General features: G+C 39.8%; 19 protein-coding genes and 1 pseudogene. 15 read left to right on the top strand and 5 right to left on the bottom strand.

Translation table 11 applies throughout. The annotated features are described in order from the left end of the window. Positions 1–29: 29 nt before the first annotated feature. The 9 genes and pseudogenes from AC3CAU_RS10700 to AC3CAU_RS10660 form a co-directional block, all read left to right on the top strand. Positions 30–1,217, top strand: coding sequence for an O-succinylhomoserine sulfhydrylase (locus AC3CAU_RS10700; protein WP_447052949.1), 1,188 nt, complete (start codon positions 30–32; stop codon positions 1,215–1,217). A 45-nt stretch (positions 1,218–1,262) separates the two neighbouring features. Continuing rightward, positions 1,263–1,592 carry a YbaB/EbfC family nucleoid-associated protein gene (locus AC3CAU_RS10695; protein WP_131214350.1) on the top strand — a complete coding sequence of 110 codons (330 nt, stop codon included), beginning with the start codon at positions 1,263–1,265 and terminating at the stop codon, positions 1,590–1,592. 12 nt (positions 1,593–1,604) lie between these two features. Beyond that, positions 1,605–2,201 carry a recombination mediator RecR gene (gene recR / locus AC3CAU_RS10690; RefSeq protein WP_131214349.1) on the top strand — a complete coding sequence of 199 codons (597 nt, stop codon included), beginning with the start codon at positions 1,605–1,607 and terminating at the stop codon, positions 2,199–2,201. Between the two features lie 225 nt (positions 2,202–2,426). Beyond that, a complete protein-coding gene (locus AC3CAU_RS10685) occupies positions 2,427–3,569 on the top strand; it encodes a ribonuclease D (RefSeq protein WP_131214348.1) in 1,143 nt (380 codons plus the stop codon). Between the two features lie 128 nt (positions 3,570–3,697). Continuing rightward, the gene (locus tag AC3CAU_RS10680) at positions 3,698–4,006 is read left to right on the top strand and encodes a YcgL domain-containing protein (RefSeq protein ID WP_131214658.1); all 309 of its coding nucleotides are present in this window, start codon (positions 3,698–3,700) and stop codon (positions 4,004–4,006) included. Between the two features lie 21 nt (positions 4,007–4,027). Next, complete coding sequence (locus AC3CAU_RS10675) at positions 4,028–4,411, top strand: hypothetical protein (protein ID WP_131214347.1); 384 nt, start codon at positions 4,028–4,030, stop codon at positions 4,409–4,411. Between the two features lie 21 nt (positions 4,412–4,432). Continuing rightward, a complete protein-coding gene (locus AC3CAU_RS10670) occupies positions 4,433–5,284 on the top strand; it encodes an AAA family ATPase (RefSeq protein WP_131214346.1) in 852 nt (283 codons plus the stop codon). Between the two features lie 13 nt (positions 5,285–5,297). Then, positions 5,298–6,485 carry a vWA domain-containing protein gene (locus tag AC3CAU_RS10665; protein WP_447052950.1) on the top strand — a complete coding sequence of 396 codons (1,188 nt, stop codon included), beginning with the start codon at positions 5,298–5,300 and terminating at the stop codon, positions 6,483–6,485. Positions 6,486–6,502: 17 nt separating this feature from the next. Further along, positions 6,503–6,918: pseudogene (locus AC3CAU_RS10660) on the top strand (tryptophan synthase subunit beta); the annotation flags it as partial. Between the two features lie 108 nt (positions 6,919–7,026). Here the strand turns inward: AC3CAU_RS10660 and AC3CAU_RS10655 are convergent. The 3 genes from AC3CAU_RS10655 to AC3CAU_RS10645 all read right to left on the bottom strand — a co-directional run bounded on the left by AC3CAU_RS10655 (position 7,027) and on the right by AC3CAU_RS10645 (position 8,421). Continuing rightward, positions 7,027–7,458, bottom strand: coding sequence for a CBS domain-containing protein (locus AC3CAU_RS10655; RefSeq protein ID WP_131214344.1), 432 nt, complete (start codon positions 7,456–7,458; stop codon positions 7,027–7,029). Positions 7,459–7,674: 216 nt separating this feature from the next. Further along, the gene (locus AC3CAU_RS10650) at positions 7,675–8,049 is read right to left on the bottom strand and encodes a DUF2750 domain-containing protein (protein WP_131214343.1); all 375 of its coding nucleotides are present in this window, start codon (positions 8,047–8,049) and stop codon (positions 7,675–7,677) included. A 138-nt stretch (positions 8,050–8,187) separates the two neighbouring features. After that, complete coding sequence (locus AC3CAU_RS10645; protein ID WP_131214342.1) at positions 8,188–8,421, bottom strand: SEL1-like repeat protein; 234 nt, start codon at positions 8,419–8,421, stop codon at positions 8,188–8,190. A 225-nt stretch (positions 8,422–8,646) separates the two neighbouring features. Between AC3CAU_RS10645 and AC3CAU_RS10640 the strand changes: the two genes are divergently transcribed. Continuing rightward, positions 8,647–9,006 (top strand): hypothetical protein, encoded by a 360-nt coding sequence (locus AC3CAU_RS10640; RefSeq protein WP_131214341.1) that lies wholly within the window; start codon positions 8,647–8,649, stop codon positions 9,004–9,006. A gap of 106 nt (positions 9,007–9,112) precedes the next feature. After that, the gene (locus AC3CAU_RS10635; RefSeq protein ID WP_447052951.1) at positions 9,113–9,433 is read left to right on the top strand and encodes a hypothetical protein; all 321 of its coding nucleotides are present in this window, start codon (positions 9,113–9,115) and stop codon (positions 9,431–9,433) included. Here the strand turns inward: AC3CAU_RS10635 and AC3CAU_RS10630 are convergent. After that, positions 9,360–10,943 (bottom strand): insulinase family protein, encoded by a 1,584-nt coding sequence (locus AC3CAU_RS10630; protein ID WP_447052952.1) that lies wholly within the window; start codon positions 10,941–10,943, stop codon positions 9,360–9,362. The two genes, AC3CAU_RS10635 and AC3CAU_RS10630, sit on opposite strands and share 74 nt — an antisense overlap. Before the next feature lie 11 nt (positions 10,944–10,954). Next, positions 10,955–12,295 (bottom strand): M16 family metallopeptidase, encoded by a 1,341-nt coding sequence (locus AC3CAU_RS10625; protein WP_447054311.1) that lies wholly within the window; start codon positions 12,293–12,295, stop codon positions 10,955–10,957. 223 nt (positions 12,296–12,518) lie between these two features. Between AC3CAU_RS10625 and ftsY the strand changes: the two genes are divergently transcribed. From ftsY to AC3CAU_RS10605, 4 genes are all read left to right on the top strand, one after another. After that, positions 12,519–13,622 carry a signal recognition particle-docking protein FtsY gene (gene ftsY, locus AC3CAU_RS10620; RefSeq protein WP_447052953.1) on the top strand — a complete coding sequence of 368 codons (1,104 nt, stop codon included), beginning with the start codon at positions 12,519–12,521 and terminating at the stop codon, positions 13,620–13,622. 174 nt (positions 13,623–13,796) lie between these two features. Then, positions 13,797–14,483, top strand: a complete 687-nt coding sequence (locus tag AC3CAU_RS10615) for a nitroreductase family protein (protein WP_447052954.1) — start codon at positions 13,797–13,799, stop codon at positions 14,481–14,483. 198 nt (positions 14,484–14,681) lie between these two features. Further along, on the top strand, positions 14,682–15,275 hold the full coding sequence (locus AC3CAU_RS10610; protein ID WP_447052955.1) for a nitroreductase family protein: 594 nt from the start codon (positions 14,682–14,684) through the stop codon (positions 15,273–15,275). 209 nt (positions 15,276–15,484) lie between these two features. Then, entirely contained in the window at positions 15,485–16,144 is a 660-nt protein-coding gene (locus AC3CAU_RS10605) for a DUF2057 family protein (RefSeq protein ID WP_447052956.1), read from the top strand. The last annotated feature ends 244 nt before the right edge of the window (positions 16,145–16,388 follow it).

The raw sequence follows: 16,388 nt of genomic DNA, 5'->3' as shown, positions 1-16,388 counted from the left end.
CAACGGCAGTCCAGGACTAGGTAGAGAAGATGAGCCAACAAGACGACATTGAATACCAATTAGATACTTTAGCCATTCGTACAGGTCATACACGTAGTTTTGAAGGTGAGCACGGCGAGCCAATTTTCCTGACCTCTTCATTTGTATATGAAGATGCAGCAGAAGCAGCCGCTAAATTTTCAGGTCAGGAACCGGGAAATATTTATTCGCGTTTTACCAATCCGACTGTAGCGATGTTCGAAAAACGTTTAGCTGCCTTGGAAGGTGCTGAACGTGCTGTAGCAACCAGTTCGGGTATGGCAGCAATTATGGCTGTTGCAATGTCATATTTGAAAATGGGCGATCATGTGATCTGTTCACGTGCAGTATTTGGTTCGACTGTATCTTTGTTCGAAAAATATGTGGTTAAATTTGGTGTAAGTATTGATTTTGTTGATTTGACAGATTTGCAAGCATGGAAAAGTGCCATCAAACCTGAAACTAAATTATTGTTTGTCGAATCTCCATCCAACCCGCTTGCTGAAGTTGCCGATGTTCAAGCCTTGGCAGATATTGCCCATGCGAATGGTGCATTACTTGCAATTGATAACAGCTTCTGTACGCCAGTATTGCAACAACCGATTAAATTTGGTGCGGACTTGGTGGTTTATTCAGCGACTAAATATCTCGATGGTCAAGGTCGTGCACTTGGCGGTGCTGTGGTGGGCAATCATCAGCTGCTTGAAGAAGTATTTGGTTATGTGCGTACCACCGGTCCATCAATGAGTCCATTTAATGCTTGGGTGTTCTTAAAAGGCTTGGAAACTTTACGTTTACGTATGCGTGAACATTCTGCAAATGCACAAAAACTGGCTGAATTCTTGAATAACCACGAAAAAGTTGAAAAAGTGTATTACGCCGGTTTACCTTCACATGTTGGTCATGATCTTGCAGCCAAACAGCAAACAGGTTTTAGCGGTATTGTTTCGTTTGAAGTAAAAGGTGGTCGTGAAGGGGCTTGGAAAGTTATCGACAACACCCAGTTTATTTCGATTACCGGTAATTTAGGTGATGCGAAATCGACAATTACTCACCCAGCCACCACAACTCACGGTAAACTCTCAGCAGAAGCGAAAGAAGCTGCCGGTATTCGTGAGGGTTTAATTCGCGTATCTGTTGGTTTAGAAGATATTGATGATATTATTCGCGACATTAGTCGTGGTTTAGATTTAATCTAATTTTTTATAGATATTAATTTAGAAATTGATTGTTCGGAGAATTTTATGAACATTAATATGTTGATGCAGCAAGCACAGCGCATGCAGAAAGATGTTGAAAACAATGTGAAAAAGGCTAAAGAAGAGCTTGCTCAAACTGAAGTTCATGCTGAATCAGGCGGCGGTTTGGTGAAAGTCACCATGACTTGCCGTAACGTGGTAAAACGTATCGAAATCAGTCCTGAGCTTTTGCAAGATGATGCAGATATGATTGAAGACCTGATTGCGGCTGCAATGAATGATGCTGCACGTCAGGCTGAAGCGGTTTCTGAAGAACGCATGAAAGCGGCTAACTCGGGTATGGGCTTGCCACCTGGCCTTGCTGGCTTATTCTAAGGAATACATTTAGTGTTTAGTGATCGATTTGATCAGCTGGTACAAGCATTACGCATTTTGCCAAGTGTTGGGCCGAAATCGGCTCAGCGCATGGCATTGCACCTCATCATGAAAAATAGGGAAGGTGCAGTCGGCTTGGCACATGCGTTAAACGAAGCAACCACTTATATTCATGAATGTAGCATTTGTCATTCACTGACTGAAAATGAAGTCTGTGATATTTGCTTGTCCAATGAGCGCGATGATCAGCTGTTATGTGTAGTGGAATCGCCTGCAGATGTCATGGCGATTGAGCAAAGCGGCAGTTTTCGTGGTAAGTACCATGTACTGGGTGGGCATTTGTCGCCGCTGGATGGGATCGGTCCGGAAGAAATTGGAATTCCGTATTTAATTCAGCGCTTGAGCAAAGGCAATGTTTCTGAAGTGATACTGGCAACCAATGCAACCGTGGAAGGTCAGGCGACTGCGCATTATTTGGTAGAAGCCACCAAACATTTGCCTGTACAAATGACCCGGATTGCTCAAGGTGTTCCGCAAGGGGGTGAGCTTGAATATGTAGATAGCCATACCTTAAGTCAGGCGGTCCATAATCGTATGCGGATGAAATAAGTACTTAGGTGCTTATTTTATCATTTAAGGAGTAAACTGAGACTTTAGTCGCGTTTGCTTGATTGAAATTTAAACTTATATAAAAAACATATAAAAAAGGATTGTTATTTAAAAGAAACACCTAAATTAAAGCAATATATTTTGTAAACGCAAATTTTGTTATATCTAAATGTTATATATCGGTTAATATACTTTTTAAAAGAATCTGCTTTTAGACTCGGTAATATGTTTCACTTCATTCAGCAACAAAAAGACTTAGAAAATATTTTACATTTGATGAGTCAGACCTCCATTTATGGATTAGACACAGAATTTATCAAAGTCGATACCCTGTGGCCTAAATTAGGGGTATTTCAAATTAATGTTGCAGGTCAAATCTTTTTGCTCGATGGGACAAGTTTGGATTTGTCTGCATTTTGGGAAAAATTATTTCAAGCACAGCAAAATGTCTTCCATGCCTGTAGTGAAGATATTGATTTAATTTACCACTATGCACAGCAAAAAAGCCTAAGCAATGTTTTTGATACCCAAGTGGGCTTGTCTTTTCTTGGGCATGGACTTCAAGTCAGTTATCAAAATGCGTTGAAACAAATGCTTGATGTCGATATTGACAAAGATCAGACGCGATCTGATTGGCTAGCGCGCCCGCTTAGTCCGGAGCAGTTGACGTATGCCGCCAATGATGTACTTTATTTAATGAATTTATCCAATAAAATTCAGCATAAATTAACTGAGAAAAATTTACTTGAGTTTGCACTCGAAGATTGCCGTCATCTGACCCATGAAATTGGGCAAGAAACCCCATTAGATTTGCTTTACCATGATGTAGGCAATTATCGACACTCACGCCGTCAACTGATGCAGTTACAGCAACTGGCGGTGTGGCGTGAACAGATGGTCAAAGCGTTAAATTATCCGCGTAGCTTTATTTTGAAGAATTCAACCATGATTGATTTGGTGGAAAAGAATCCACGTAATCATTTTCAGTTATCAGGAATTAAAGATATTCGTCAGAATATTGTGCGTGATCACGGCAAGACCATTCTGGATTTATTGAAATTCTTGCCTGAGCAGGCGGAATGGCCACTTCGCATGGCACGTCCAATTCGTCATTCATCCAAAGATATTGGTGAAAAGGTCGATAAAGTCATTGAAACTGTAGTAGAAGAAACCACCGTACCGAAAGAAGTACTGATGCGTAAAAAATGGCTGAATGCACTGTATCAACATGTGGTTTTTCATAATGACGAACAGGATTTGCCTGCCTATCTTTTGGGTTGGCGTTATGATCTGTTAACCAAGCCATTAATTGATGTTCTGCATGCTGACGAGCAATATCTATCTACCCAAATGAAGGTGACAGAATAATTTTCAAACAGATTGATTAAAGAATTATCGTTTATACAAAATCAAGACTGATGCGTTAATAATCACTAATGTATCGGTCTTTTTTTTGCTGTATGCTTAAGCCAAGTTTTATGAGTACTGTTTCAACTATGCATTGTTCAATTTTCAAATCTAGCAAAAAAGATGAAATGTATCTTTACATTGCCCGTCCTGAGCCAACTGAAAACGAAGCTGAAGCAGCAAGTCCGCTTGAGGTATTGCCTGAACCGATGCGTGTTGCATTCGGTCGTGCGACCTTTGTGATGGATTTAGAGCTCTCTGAGAACCGTAAATTGGCACGTGTAAATGTGTTGCATGTGATTGATTCAATTAAAACCAAAGGCTTTTTTATTCAAGTGCCGCCAGAAGGTCTGATCAATCCTAATCAAGCTGCCCCAGAAGGGTTACGTGGTGCCTAAAGTCGATTCAGGAGTTGCACGATGAATAGTTTTCTTTCACTACTAGATTCAATTCCTGAAGACAGCATCGCTGTCACGGTTTATGTATTGGGAAGTATTATTATTCTTTGGGCTTGGTATGCGATTGCAAAACGTTTGCCTCAACCTTTGGGTGGAATCACATGGATCGTTGGATTTGCGATTTTACTTACGCCTACGGTGTCTGAAGGGAATAATGCTTCCATCGCTCCGGCAATTTTTGGGCTGTTATTTGGCGTTTTAACCAAAGAAACTGCTTTGGTCTGGTCAAATGCTTCCCTTATCTTATTTGTTGTGGGACTTGGTCTGGTGGTTGGCTATTTATGGTCAAGATACACCGCCAACAAAGCAAAATTTGTAGTCAACAAAAATAGTTCACCGCTTTAAGTAAAACAATAAGGTTAAATTATGTCTGTGGATACTCAACAATTTTCTGGTACAGCTCAGTACATTGCGACTGATAGTTTAAAACTTGCTGTAAAAGCTGCACGCGCACTGCAAAAACCGCTTTTGGTTAAAGGTGAGCCGGGCACAGGTAAAACTTTACTTGCAGAACAGGTCGCTGAAAGTTTGGGTTTAAAATTGCTTACCTGGCACATTAAGTCCACCACCAAAGCCCAGCAAGGATTATATGAATACGATGCAGTCTCACGCTTGCGTGATAGCCAACTGGGCGATGATCGGGTTTATGATATTAAAAACTATATTAAACCTGGAAAATTGTGGGAAGCATTCACCAGTGAAGAGCGCTGTGTATTGTTAATTGATGAAATTGACAAGGCAGACATCGAGTTTCCAAACGATTTATTGCATGAACTGGATAAAATGTCGTTCTTTGTTTATGAAACAGGGGAAACGATTACCGCGACACAACGTCCAATCGTAATTATTACTTCAAACAATGAGAAGGAGTTGCCGGATGCATTCTTGCGCCGTTGTTTCTTCCATTATATTGAATTTCCTGATGAAGCGACCATGCGTGAAATTATTGATGTGCATTTTCCGCAAGTCTCTACGGCTTTAGTTAATGAAGCATTGCAAGTATTCTTCAAGCTGCGCCAAATTCCGGGATTAAAGAAACCGCCGTCAACGTCTGAACTGATTGACTGGTTAAGCTTGTTGATGGCAGATGACATGCCTGAAGATGTTCTGCGTAATCATGATAAATCGAAAGCGATTCCACCACTTTATGGTGCGCTGATTAAAAACGAGCAAGATGTGCAATTGCTTGAACGTTTAGCCTTTATGTCACGCCGTTAAGGGAGAAACACGCATGTTTGTGCGATTGTTTTATACTTTGCGACGTTACGGCGTACCCGTTTCAACACGTGAACTGATTGATCTGAATGAAGCAGTTGCTTCAGGTCTGGTTTTTGCAGATCAGGACGAATTCTATCAACTGGCAAAAACCATCATGGTCAAAGATGAGCGTTTCTTTGACAAGTTTGACCGTGCCATGAAAGATTACTTTGATGGTATCTCGACGTTTGATCTGGATGATTTGCTCAATCAAGTCCATAAACTGCCGAAAGACTGGTTCGACCTGGAACTGCTGGAAAAACATCTCACCCCAGAACAACGCGAAGAGCTGAAAAAAGCCGGTTCCCTTGAAGAGCTGATGAAAATGCTGGAAGAGCGTCTTCGTGAACAGCACAAGAAGCATCAGGGGGGCAACAAGATGATTGGCACTGGTGGTACATCGCCATTCGGTGCTTATGGCGATCATCCTGAAGGTGTACGTATTGGCGGCCCGGGACGTAAACGCTCTGCTGTTAAAGTCTGGGAACAGCGTAAATACCAAAATCTCGATGACGAACAGATTTTAGGCACACGCCAAATGCAAATGGCACTCCGTCGTTTACGTAAATTTGCCCGTCAGGGTGCTGCTGAAGAACTAGATATTAATAGCACCATTCGTGAAACGGCAAAGCAGGGTATTTTAGACGTACAACTGGTTCCAGAACGACGTAACCGTATTAAAGTTCTGATGTTGTTCGATGTTGGCGGATCAATGGATTCACACATTGCGCAATGTGAAAAACTGTTCAGCGCAGCCAAAACCGAATTTAAGACTTTAGAGTATTTTTATTTCCATAATTGTCTGTACGATTATGTGTGGAAGGACAATATCCGCCGAACTAACACACGTATGAACACCTGGGATTTATTTAATACCTATGGCCGGGACTATCGGGTCATTGTGGTGGGCGATGCCAGTATGGCACCTTATGAGCTAAGCTCGGTCGGTGGTTCGGTTGAATATATGAACGATGAAGCGGGCAATGTCTGGTTGCAGCGCTTACGTCAACATTTTGAAAAGACCGCATGGCTCAATCCTGAAGAAGACCGTTATTGGCATTACACCCATACCATTGGTCAAGTTAAGCAGATTTTTGAGAACCATATGTATCCAATGACCTTGAAAGGCGTGGAAGATATGACAAAATATTTAGCTCGTTAAGCATAATAAAACTCAATGAGCCGGCAGGGCATGGTCTGGACACTTCTATGCATTCAGCCACTTTAACTTTGGGCAAACCGAGTCAATTCATGGTATGGCCTGTTATTTCCTTGAAGATGAACAAGGTGAGCTATTGCCGGTCCATTCAATTGCTTCTGGTCTGGATTAGCCGGGTGTAGGTCCACAGCACAGTGTCTTGAAAGACTTGGGGCGCGTGGAATACTCAACTACAACAGATCAAGAATGTCTGGATGCCTTTATGATATTGTCATGTATAGAAGGCATTGTTTCTGCACTAGAAAGTTCACACGCGGTGGCATGGGCGATACGTGAAGCAGCAAAAATAACCAAAGATGTGAAAATTGTCGTGAACTTATCCGGTTGTGGGGATAAAGATTCAGATTATGTTGCAGAAAAATTGGGTTTAAACTAGTTGATATTTTCTTCTCCCTTTGAGACAGAATTTAATCTGTATATTGAGTTATAAAAAAACCTCTCGTAATGAGAGGTTTTTTTATGGGCATTCATTAGTTTTAAAAGATTAACTGGCAATATATTGTTGAAGCTGGTCAATCAATTTACGCTGGTCATCCATGACGGCTTTGACCAAGTCTCCAATAGAAATCAAGCCAACAAGTTTGTCATTTTCAACCACAGGAAGATGACGTAAATGGCGATCTGTCATGAGGCCTAAGCAATCTTCAACACTGGTTGATTTGGTAACTGTTAATACTTTTGCAGTCATAATTTCACTGACTGAAGTTTCTTTAGAGGTTCGTTCCATCAACATAACCTTACGTGTGTAATCACGCTCGGAAAGAATGCCGACTACTTTATCTTGGTCAGTGACCACAACTGCACCAATGCCTTTATCTGCCATAAGTGAAATTGCTTCAAGTACAGTTGCTTCCGGACTGATCGTAAAAATGGTTTGTTCAATTTTGTCCTGAATAACTTGTGCTACATTGGTCATTTACTGTCATCCTTTATTGTTTGTTATTTGACATTAAACTTAGCGCGAAATGAGAAAAATGCAAACACTTTTCAAGTCAGAAACTTAATTTTATATTTTTCTCTATTTCGCTCTAACAGTTTGCACGACTGCCTAAGCAGGTTGCAAAGATTCAGAGAAAAAGAAATGACGCATTTGTTGAGTTGTCAATTTCGCTCTAACAGTTTGCACGACTGCCTAAGCAGGTTGCAAAGATTCAGAGAAAAAGAAATGACGCATTTGTTGAGTTGTCAATTTAAATTTTCGACTTGAAGAATTACATAATGCAGGAGTGACTTTTAAACGCGTTAATGTCGGCAGCAATGATTCTTGAAAATCATGAGAGGTGATTTTACGCGGCGTATAGTCTGGCCAATGTAATTCAGCATACTTATGTGCTTGAACACTGTTCAGCCAAAATGGAAAAATATAGTCTTCATGGTCAGACATCATTGCCCAACCTTGTTGGTGATATAAACCCCAGAGTACACCACAGTACATCATTGACTTTAAAATTGTGATTTTAAAAAACAAGTCTTTAGGAACAGGGTGTAAAGATTTAATTCGATTCATACCAAAAGCATCTAGTGACTTCAGGAGCTATTGTAGGAAATTTAGATTAAAGTTCAGTGTAAGCTTTGAGAAACTATGTAAGGAAATATATATTTAAAAACAATAGGTATTAAAAAACGCCACCTTGGTGACGTTTTATTAAGCTTGCATAGTGGCTAAATTCTGCCAATATTGGGCTTTTAGCGAGTCTCGTTCTACACGGAAACCTTGATAATAAAGTTCTGCTAGAAACAATGCTGCTTTACCATGCCCAGCACGAGCGACATCTTCCAATTTTTTAACCGCATCTGCAAAATTCATTTGTGATTGAATAGTATTTACTGCATCTGCATATGCATGTTCTAAGTCTTGGTGAGAGAGTTGTTGAATCATATTAAATTCCTTATTGTAATTATGATTGCTAAAGCTAAGACTTTTAAGTTCGTCTTGATACTAATTTAACTAGCTATTGTTAAAGTAATATTACAATCCATCTTAATTGTCAAACAATATATGTGGGTTATTCCTGTTTATTCAAGTTTACATGATTAAACAATGTACAAAATGATTTTTTATTAATATGGATATACGGAAAATCGTAACTATAAGGAGAATAACATGACAAAAACATTAGATGGTTTGAATTTTGATTTGCCTCCAACAGCTACTCAAATTGTTGAACTCGCTCATCAACATCGCAAAAATTTAGATGAGGCAGTTTTTCACCAGGAGATTCATTTAGGCGATTTTTGTTTAGCTCAGCGTAAAAGAGTTTACGACTTTACTCGTCAGCTAAGTCCTCAGCAACGTGAAGAATTTTATGATGTTTACAATGGCGAGTTAAAGCGTGTCGCGGATGACGATGAACTGCATCCAGTTGATTCGGAAAGAGGGGTCGGAGTTTTTGCCATTGCGCTTGTGTTAGGGATTATTGCGTTAGTACTTTACTTTGCCGTGATCAGAAACGTAATAGGATAAGTAATTGACGATTGCTCAATTTCTGCTACAAGTGCTTTGAAATTGAGCAAATCTGCTTGTACTTATTTTTAGCGCATCCTACACTACCTTGAGTTCGAGGTAGGTTATGCATATTGCTATACAAAAAATTGTTCAATTAAAATCTGAAATAAAGCTGGAAAATGTTTATAACGTACTCATTGTTACCATTATTGCCATTATTTTAACGCTGGCTTTAGTTGCCCTGCACCGACCAATTTCAGTTTCAAAATTTGAAAATATTGTGGAACTTTCATCTCAAGCCAATTATCCTGATACCCAAGAAATGGCTTTGTACCTGATGCAGCAGCCTCAGGTTCCTTATGCTCAATACTTTAAATTGATGCAGGCGTATCAGTTGGAAATGAAACGGGCGCATCAATTACCTCCTTTGCAGGCGGAGCAATAATTGTTTTAGGAATCTGTTCGATTGAAGGCGCTGAAAGCTTAGGTACATCTGGAAGCAGATTTTGATTAAGGGCTACTTCCAGAGCTGCTTTATCGAGTTTTTCATTGACTACAATGATGGTCAAGCGTTCGGGGTGCAGATGCTTACGGATTGCATCTTGGATATCTTGAGCGGTAATTTTCTCTAATAATTTTGGATAATCATTTAGATAACCAGCTGCCTGATTATAAAAACCTATTGAGCCTAACTGAGCATTAATATTGGCATTACTACTATAATTATTTGGAAAAGCTCGTAACATACCTGCTTTGGTTTCTTCCAGCTGTTTTTGATCAATCGGTTGCTTTACAAAATTGACCAAAGCTTGATGAGTAACTTGTATGCTGTCGAGCAGTTGGTCTTGTCGTGTTGAGTAACTCAAACTAAAAGTACCCGGAACTTGGCTAAATGAAAATGAGCTATAAGCTCCATAAGTGTATCCACGTTTAACCCGCAGCTCTTTCATCAGTACGGAATTAAATCCGCTCCCACCCAGCATTTGATTGGCAACTTCTAAAGCTAAACGATCTGGATCAAATCGTGTGGTGCCCAAATGCCCCATAATCACATGCGCTTGACTAGAATTAAAAGTAAGGTGGCGAATATCAAAATTTGATTTGTCGAGTGGTTGAGCCAGCGGCTTGGCTTTTTGCCCCTGTTTTAGGTTTCCTGCAATGCGTTCAGAAAGTTGTAAGGCTTCTTTGGCGCTGAGCTGACCGGTAATGGCGATATTCAGATTTTGTGCCACCAGAAATTGATCACTAAATTGTTTCAGTTGCACTGGAGTGATTTTACTGATGCTGCGTTGTGTGCCGGTAATCGGTTCTGCGTAGGGATGTTTCCCATACAAAGCACGATAAAACTGAACATTCATCATCCGGCTCGGACTTTCCTGAATCTGCTTTTGACCTACTTGAGTATTGCTTAACACCAAATTAATACTCGATTTTTTAAAAGTGGAATGATTTAAAATTTCCATCATCATGCCTAATGCCGGCTCAAGTTTTTTCGGATCTGAGAGCACCCTTAGTTTTATAACTAACATATCCCGATAAGCTTGGGCACTAAATTGTGCACCGACTTGTTCAAAAGCACTGGCAATTTCGTTAGCAGTATATTTTTCTGTGCCTTCATCAATCAGCTTTGCTGCCATATTGGCAACCCCATACAAACCTGGAGCGATCTCTTCATCTCGTGCAGCACCCGCATTAAAGGTCAATTGGATATCGACCATAGGGAGATCCTGTGATTCTACAAACAGGCTACGAACTTTATAGCGATTTTTCAGTTCATGAACGTAAGGCGCATTAAATTGAAGTTGTTTATTGTTAATTTTTAAGCTTTGTAATAGGGGGATTGAGGTTAAATAAGTCGGATTATCATCGTTCATATTATTTAAATTGACCTCGGCAATTGTTGATTGGGCACAGATAATTGAGCCGAGTAAAACGATAGGGCGTAGCTTTAACATGTAAAATTCCGTTATTGTGCATTATTTTCGGGAGAAAGATATAAAGTGCTGAGATTGTCGCGGGTAAAATAAATATTCGCCACGCGTTGAATATCTTGAGGGCTTACGGTTTCAAAATGCTTTGGAAGCTCATCCATTAAGCGAAAACTTAAACCATTGATTTCTAAGTTGCCAATCATTTTGGTTTGTCCGGCAATATCGTCTTGGCTGTAGATTAGATTAGCCACGAATCTAGCCGTCACCCGTTCAACTTCTTCGGGTTTGATGAGTTCAGTCTTTAATAAATCAATTTCACTTTGAATGGCTTTTTCAGCCTCTTGCAAAGTTACACCCTCCACAGGCAATGCGGAAATACTGAGTAAGTTGTCTCCGCGACTATAAGGATCGTAAGAAACGCTGATTGCGGTCAAAATTTTCTTGTCGCGGACCAATCGGTCTTGCAGTCGAGAGGAAATACCACTATCTAACAGGTTTTTAATAATCGTCAGCGCATAAGCATCTTGCGGATTTTTGGCGGTTACCAGTGAACGGACATTCCATGCCATATATAAATTCGGTACTTGTACTGGTAGGTTGAGTTCCATATGACGATAACCCACTCGGTCAAATTCCAATACGTCATTTCTTGACGGTGTTTTTCTGCCCGGGATGTCGCCAAAATACTTTTGTACTTGTAATAAAGTGCTTTCAGAATCCACATCACCGACAATAATCAATATCGCATTATTTGGGGTATACCAGTCGCGATACCATTTTTTCACATCCTCAAGCTGAATATTTTGAAGATTCTTCATGTAGCCAATGACAGGTTGTCGGTAATGACTGGTTGGATAAGCAATCCATTTGAAGCGTTCGAAAGCGAGAGATCTGGGATTGTCATCGGTACGTAAGCGCCGTTCTTCCATGACTACTTTAATTTCCGGATCATAGTCTTGCTGCCGTAACAGCAGGTTGCTCATACGATCCGCTTCCAGCTCTAAAGCCATCGGTAAATAGGTTTTTGGATAAAGCTGATAATAGTTGGTGTAATTGGTAAAGGTTGAGGCATTTACGCTTCCACCATAAATGCGACTTAAACGGGTAAACTCGTCATTCGGAACTTTATTGGTTCCTTTAAACATCATGTGTTCTAGAACATGGGAAATTCCCAATAAATTCCCTGATTCATCGCTGCTTCCCACGCCGTACCAAATTTGCGTCATCACCATGGGGGAGCGATGATCTTCACGAATAATCACTTTTAAGCCATTTTTAAGCGTGGTTTCAAAGGTGGTACGCGCTAATTCACTGCGGGTCTCGGCATGAAGCCATCCACTTTGTAGTGAAAGCAGAACCAAGCTTAGGGATAAAATATGTTTTTTTAGAAAAGACCGCTTTGGGAAAATTGAGTAATAACTTTTCAGCACAAGATTTACCAAAGTGATTAATTGTATTTATGATTATTTTTAAGAAATTATGCTTTGAAAGCAAGGTTAAGTTGTTCGTTTTTGGTGTGTTGTACGTCTACTGGGGATTGCAAAGGAAATCTATGCTAGAATCCTTGTTTTTCAACGCAATGCTTTTCAAGGATTCGGCATGCAACAGCAATCTAATGGGCAAAATAAATTTTTGATTGATGCTGATATCGGGGATGACGATGTCACTTTACCGAATTTACCTGCGGTAAATGTACCTATTGTTGAAACTCCAAAACAAGAACAAGCAACTGTTTCTGCGCCTGTAGCCACAGAAACTGAGCAAGATGATGCATCTAAGAGTGGCTTTTTTAGCCGCATGAAAGTCGGATTAACCAAAACTCGTAAAAACCTTGCCGATGGCATGGTGAATATTCTGATCGGTGGTAAAGAAATCGATGATGAATTATTAGAGGAAGTGGAAGAGCAACTACTGGTTGCAGATATCGGTGTTGACGCGACTAAAACTATTATTGCGAATTTAACCGAGCGTACTACGCGTGGTGATTTGATCTATTCACATTCATTGTATAAAGCTTTGCAAGAAGAACTAGTGGCGATTCTGGCTCCACGTGTCAAGCCTTTACACATTGATCCAAATAAAGCGCCGTTCGTTATTTTAGTGGTGGGTGTCAATGGTGTCGGCAAAACCACGACCATTGGTAAACTGGCAAAACGATTACAAGGTGAAGGCAAGAAAGTCATGTTGGCAGCGGGTGATACTTTCCGTGCTGCAGCGACAGAACAGCTTCAAATTTGGGGTGAGCGTAATAATATTGCAGTGGTATCGCAAGGTCATGGTGCAGATAGTGCTTCGGTCATTTTTGATGCCTTTGAAAGTGCACGTGCTAAAGGTATCGATGTACTTATTGCTGATACTGCAGGGCGTCTACATAATAAAAGCCACTTGATGCAAGAACTCACCAAAGTTAAACGCGTAATGCAAAAAATTGATGCAACTGCACCGCATGAAATCATGTTGGTGGTTGATGCCGGCACAGGTCAAAATGCGATTAATCAAGTCGAAATGTTTGATGAGGCTGTTGGCCTAACCGGACTTACCATTACTAAACTTGATGGTACGGCTAAGGGTGGTGTGCTGTTTAATATTGCCAGTCGTACCCATGTGCCGATTCGTTTTATTGGTGTAGGTGAAAAAATCGACGATTTACGTCCATTCTCGGCAAAATCGTTTGTTGCAGCATTATTTGAAACAGAAAAGTAAAATGCTTGATGTTTCACATAAACTCCGCCAAGTGCGGAGTTTGTTGTTTTTAAGCTAATTGTTTGATTTAAAAAACAACATCTAAAAATAAATTATTCAAAGAAGTCTTCTGGAAACGATTAGCATCAACAGATATTAAAAACTTGGACATTCGTATTATTGGGGAGTACTGCTGTGGCATTGTTAGAAAAAATTGGGCATGTCCTGAAGTCAGATATCACCAAAGATTTTAAGCTTAAAAAAAGAGCTGCTGAAGAAATAGAGCAATTAACTTTTGTTGACCATTTGAAAAAACGTCGCAGCATCTATGTGCTTGGGAAGAAGGTTCATTATAGTCAAGCCTATTTGGCAGAACTGATTCAGGAAGCGGTACGCAGTTGTCCATCGGCCTTAAATTCTCAAAGTTCACGAATTATGGTGCTATTTGGTGAGTCTCATGAAAAATTTTGGGACATTGTTAAAGAAGTGCAACGCAAATTGGTTGCAGTGCATGTTTTTGCCGGTACAGAAGTGAAGATAGAGCAGTGTGCCGCAGGTTTTGGTACGGTACTTTTTTATGAAGATCAGCAAACCATTCAGCGACTACAAAAGAAAATCCCGTTCAATGCGGGTGATTTTCCAGTTTGGTCAGAACAGACTTCAGGTATGGCGCAATATGCAGTATGGACGGCCTTGGCTGATTCGGGGATTGGAGCTTGCCTGCAGCACTATAATACGAGTATAGATTCAGCAGTTGCAGACTATTTTAATATAGACGCATCGTGGTTGCTTCGAGCACAACTGGTTTTTGGTTCAATTGAACAGGAAGCTGACTTTAAACATGATCCACAAGATGGCGAACGATTTAGAATACTGGTCTAATCGATACTATAAGCAAATAAAGCACCTACTATCGGTGCTTTTATATTTTTTACATCAGCATAAAATTCAGAAATATTTCATAAAATTGTTCTATAAATAAAACACAATGTCACTTTTTTAGTCATGTACTCATTATGGAATTAACATAAGATAAACTCATCCTAATAATGTTTAACAAAAATCAGAGGGAATTAAATCATGTCATTTCTAGATCAAATGAAACAACGCCGCAGCATTTACTCAATCGGTAAAAATATTCCATTGGCACAAGATAAAATCGAAGAAATTATTAAAGATGCGGTACGCAATAGTCCATCTGCTTTTAATTCGCAAACCTCACGTATTGTTACCCTTTATGGAGAATCACATACCAAGTTTTGGAATATCGTGCGTGACACACTCCGTAAAATGGTGCCAGAAGACGCCTTTGAGAAAACTGATACAAAAATTAATAGTTTTGCAGCAGGTTATGGCACCGTTTTATTTTATGAAGATCAAGAGGTTGTCAAGTCGTTGCAAGAACAGTTTGCTCTATATGCAGATCATTTTCCAGTATGGTCAGAACATTCCACTGGTATTGCACAGTTTGCCGTATGGACAGCATTGGCAGAACATCATATAGGGGCTTCATTACAGCACTATCATCCTGTAATTGATGATGAAGTTGAAAAGACTTTCGAGATTCCTAAAAGCTGGAAATTACGTGCTCAGCTGGTGTTTGGTTCAATTGAGGCACCTGCCGGAGAGAAAACCTTTATGGATGATAAGCTACGCTTTAAAACATTTGGCTAAGTTTTTCTTTACTCAAAGCAAAGAGAGCGTTATTGAACGCTCTTTTTTATACCTCAAAAAATCTTAAAATTTTATATCTACGAAGTTGAAAAGCTTATCTCAACAAATTCTTGAAGATACGGGATATTGAAAATAGTTTTGTCATAAAATCGTCATTTATACATTGCATAGTGCAACTGAATTTTAACAATCAAAGAAGAGAAAGCAGAATGGCTTTTAGATTAACTTTTGCTGCGGCTGTATTGATGATCAGTGGTACTGCATTTTCAGCAGTCACGATTACAGCACCTGAAGAAATTAAAATTCTTGCGGTAAATGATCAGGAAGTTAATACTGGATTATTCCGTTCGGACAATAATCAATATAAAATCGATGCTGGCGAGACTAGTATTAGTGTGCGTTATACTCAATATTTTGAACATTTAAACGGTGAGCACGATATTGTTAAGTCCGGTGTGGTGACCTTAAAAACGCCATTTTTAAAAGATGGTGAAAATTACCGATTAGACGTAGTGAATGCACCAGCAAGTTTTGAAGCTGCAAAAAAATATGCTGAACAGCCTGTAGTGGCTTTATTCAATAAAAATAAACAAATGCTGGTTCAACAAAGGGGTGCAAATACAGAACAAAAACCTTGGTTAGGAAAGGGTATCTTTGCAAAAGCCGCAGATTTAACTCAAAAGAAATCAACACCAGTCAATCAGCCAGCTCCAGTTTATACACAGGCAGCAGTTGTTTCAGGTGCTGCTTCACCAGCTAGTTCAAATTCTAGTAATGGAGCAGATCAACAACTGATTCAGCTTTGGAAAAATGCAAATAAAGCCGAACGTCACAGATTTATGAGTTGGTTGGCTGAACAAGCGAACTAATGCATACGTTCATTCATTTAAAAGAAAAGCTAGCTTAATGCTAGTTTTTCTTTTTAGAGCTACAGTTGTGAGCTAGAAATTGCTCTTTTCTAGATGAGAAGGGGTAGAAAAAGATTTAAAAAGTGAGAAAAACAGCATTTTGGTTTAAAAAATAAACAGTCGGTTCTATTTTTAAGTTATTTTGATAAATAGGGGTTGCGCCCCTCGAGAAACTGTATAGAATACGCAGCATCCCGACGCGATA

It is taken from the genome of Acinetobacter sp. GG23 (genome assembly GCF_057766365.1).
The sequence above is the reverse complement of the archived record's forward strand: the minus strand, read 5'-3'. Positions and strand labels throughout refer to the sequence as shown.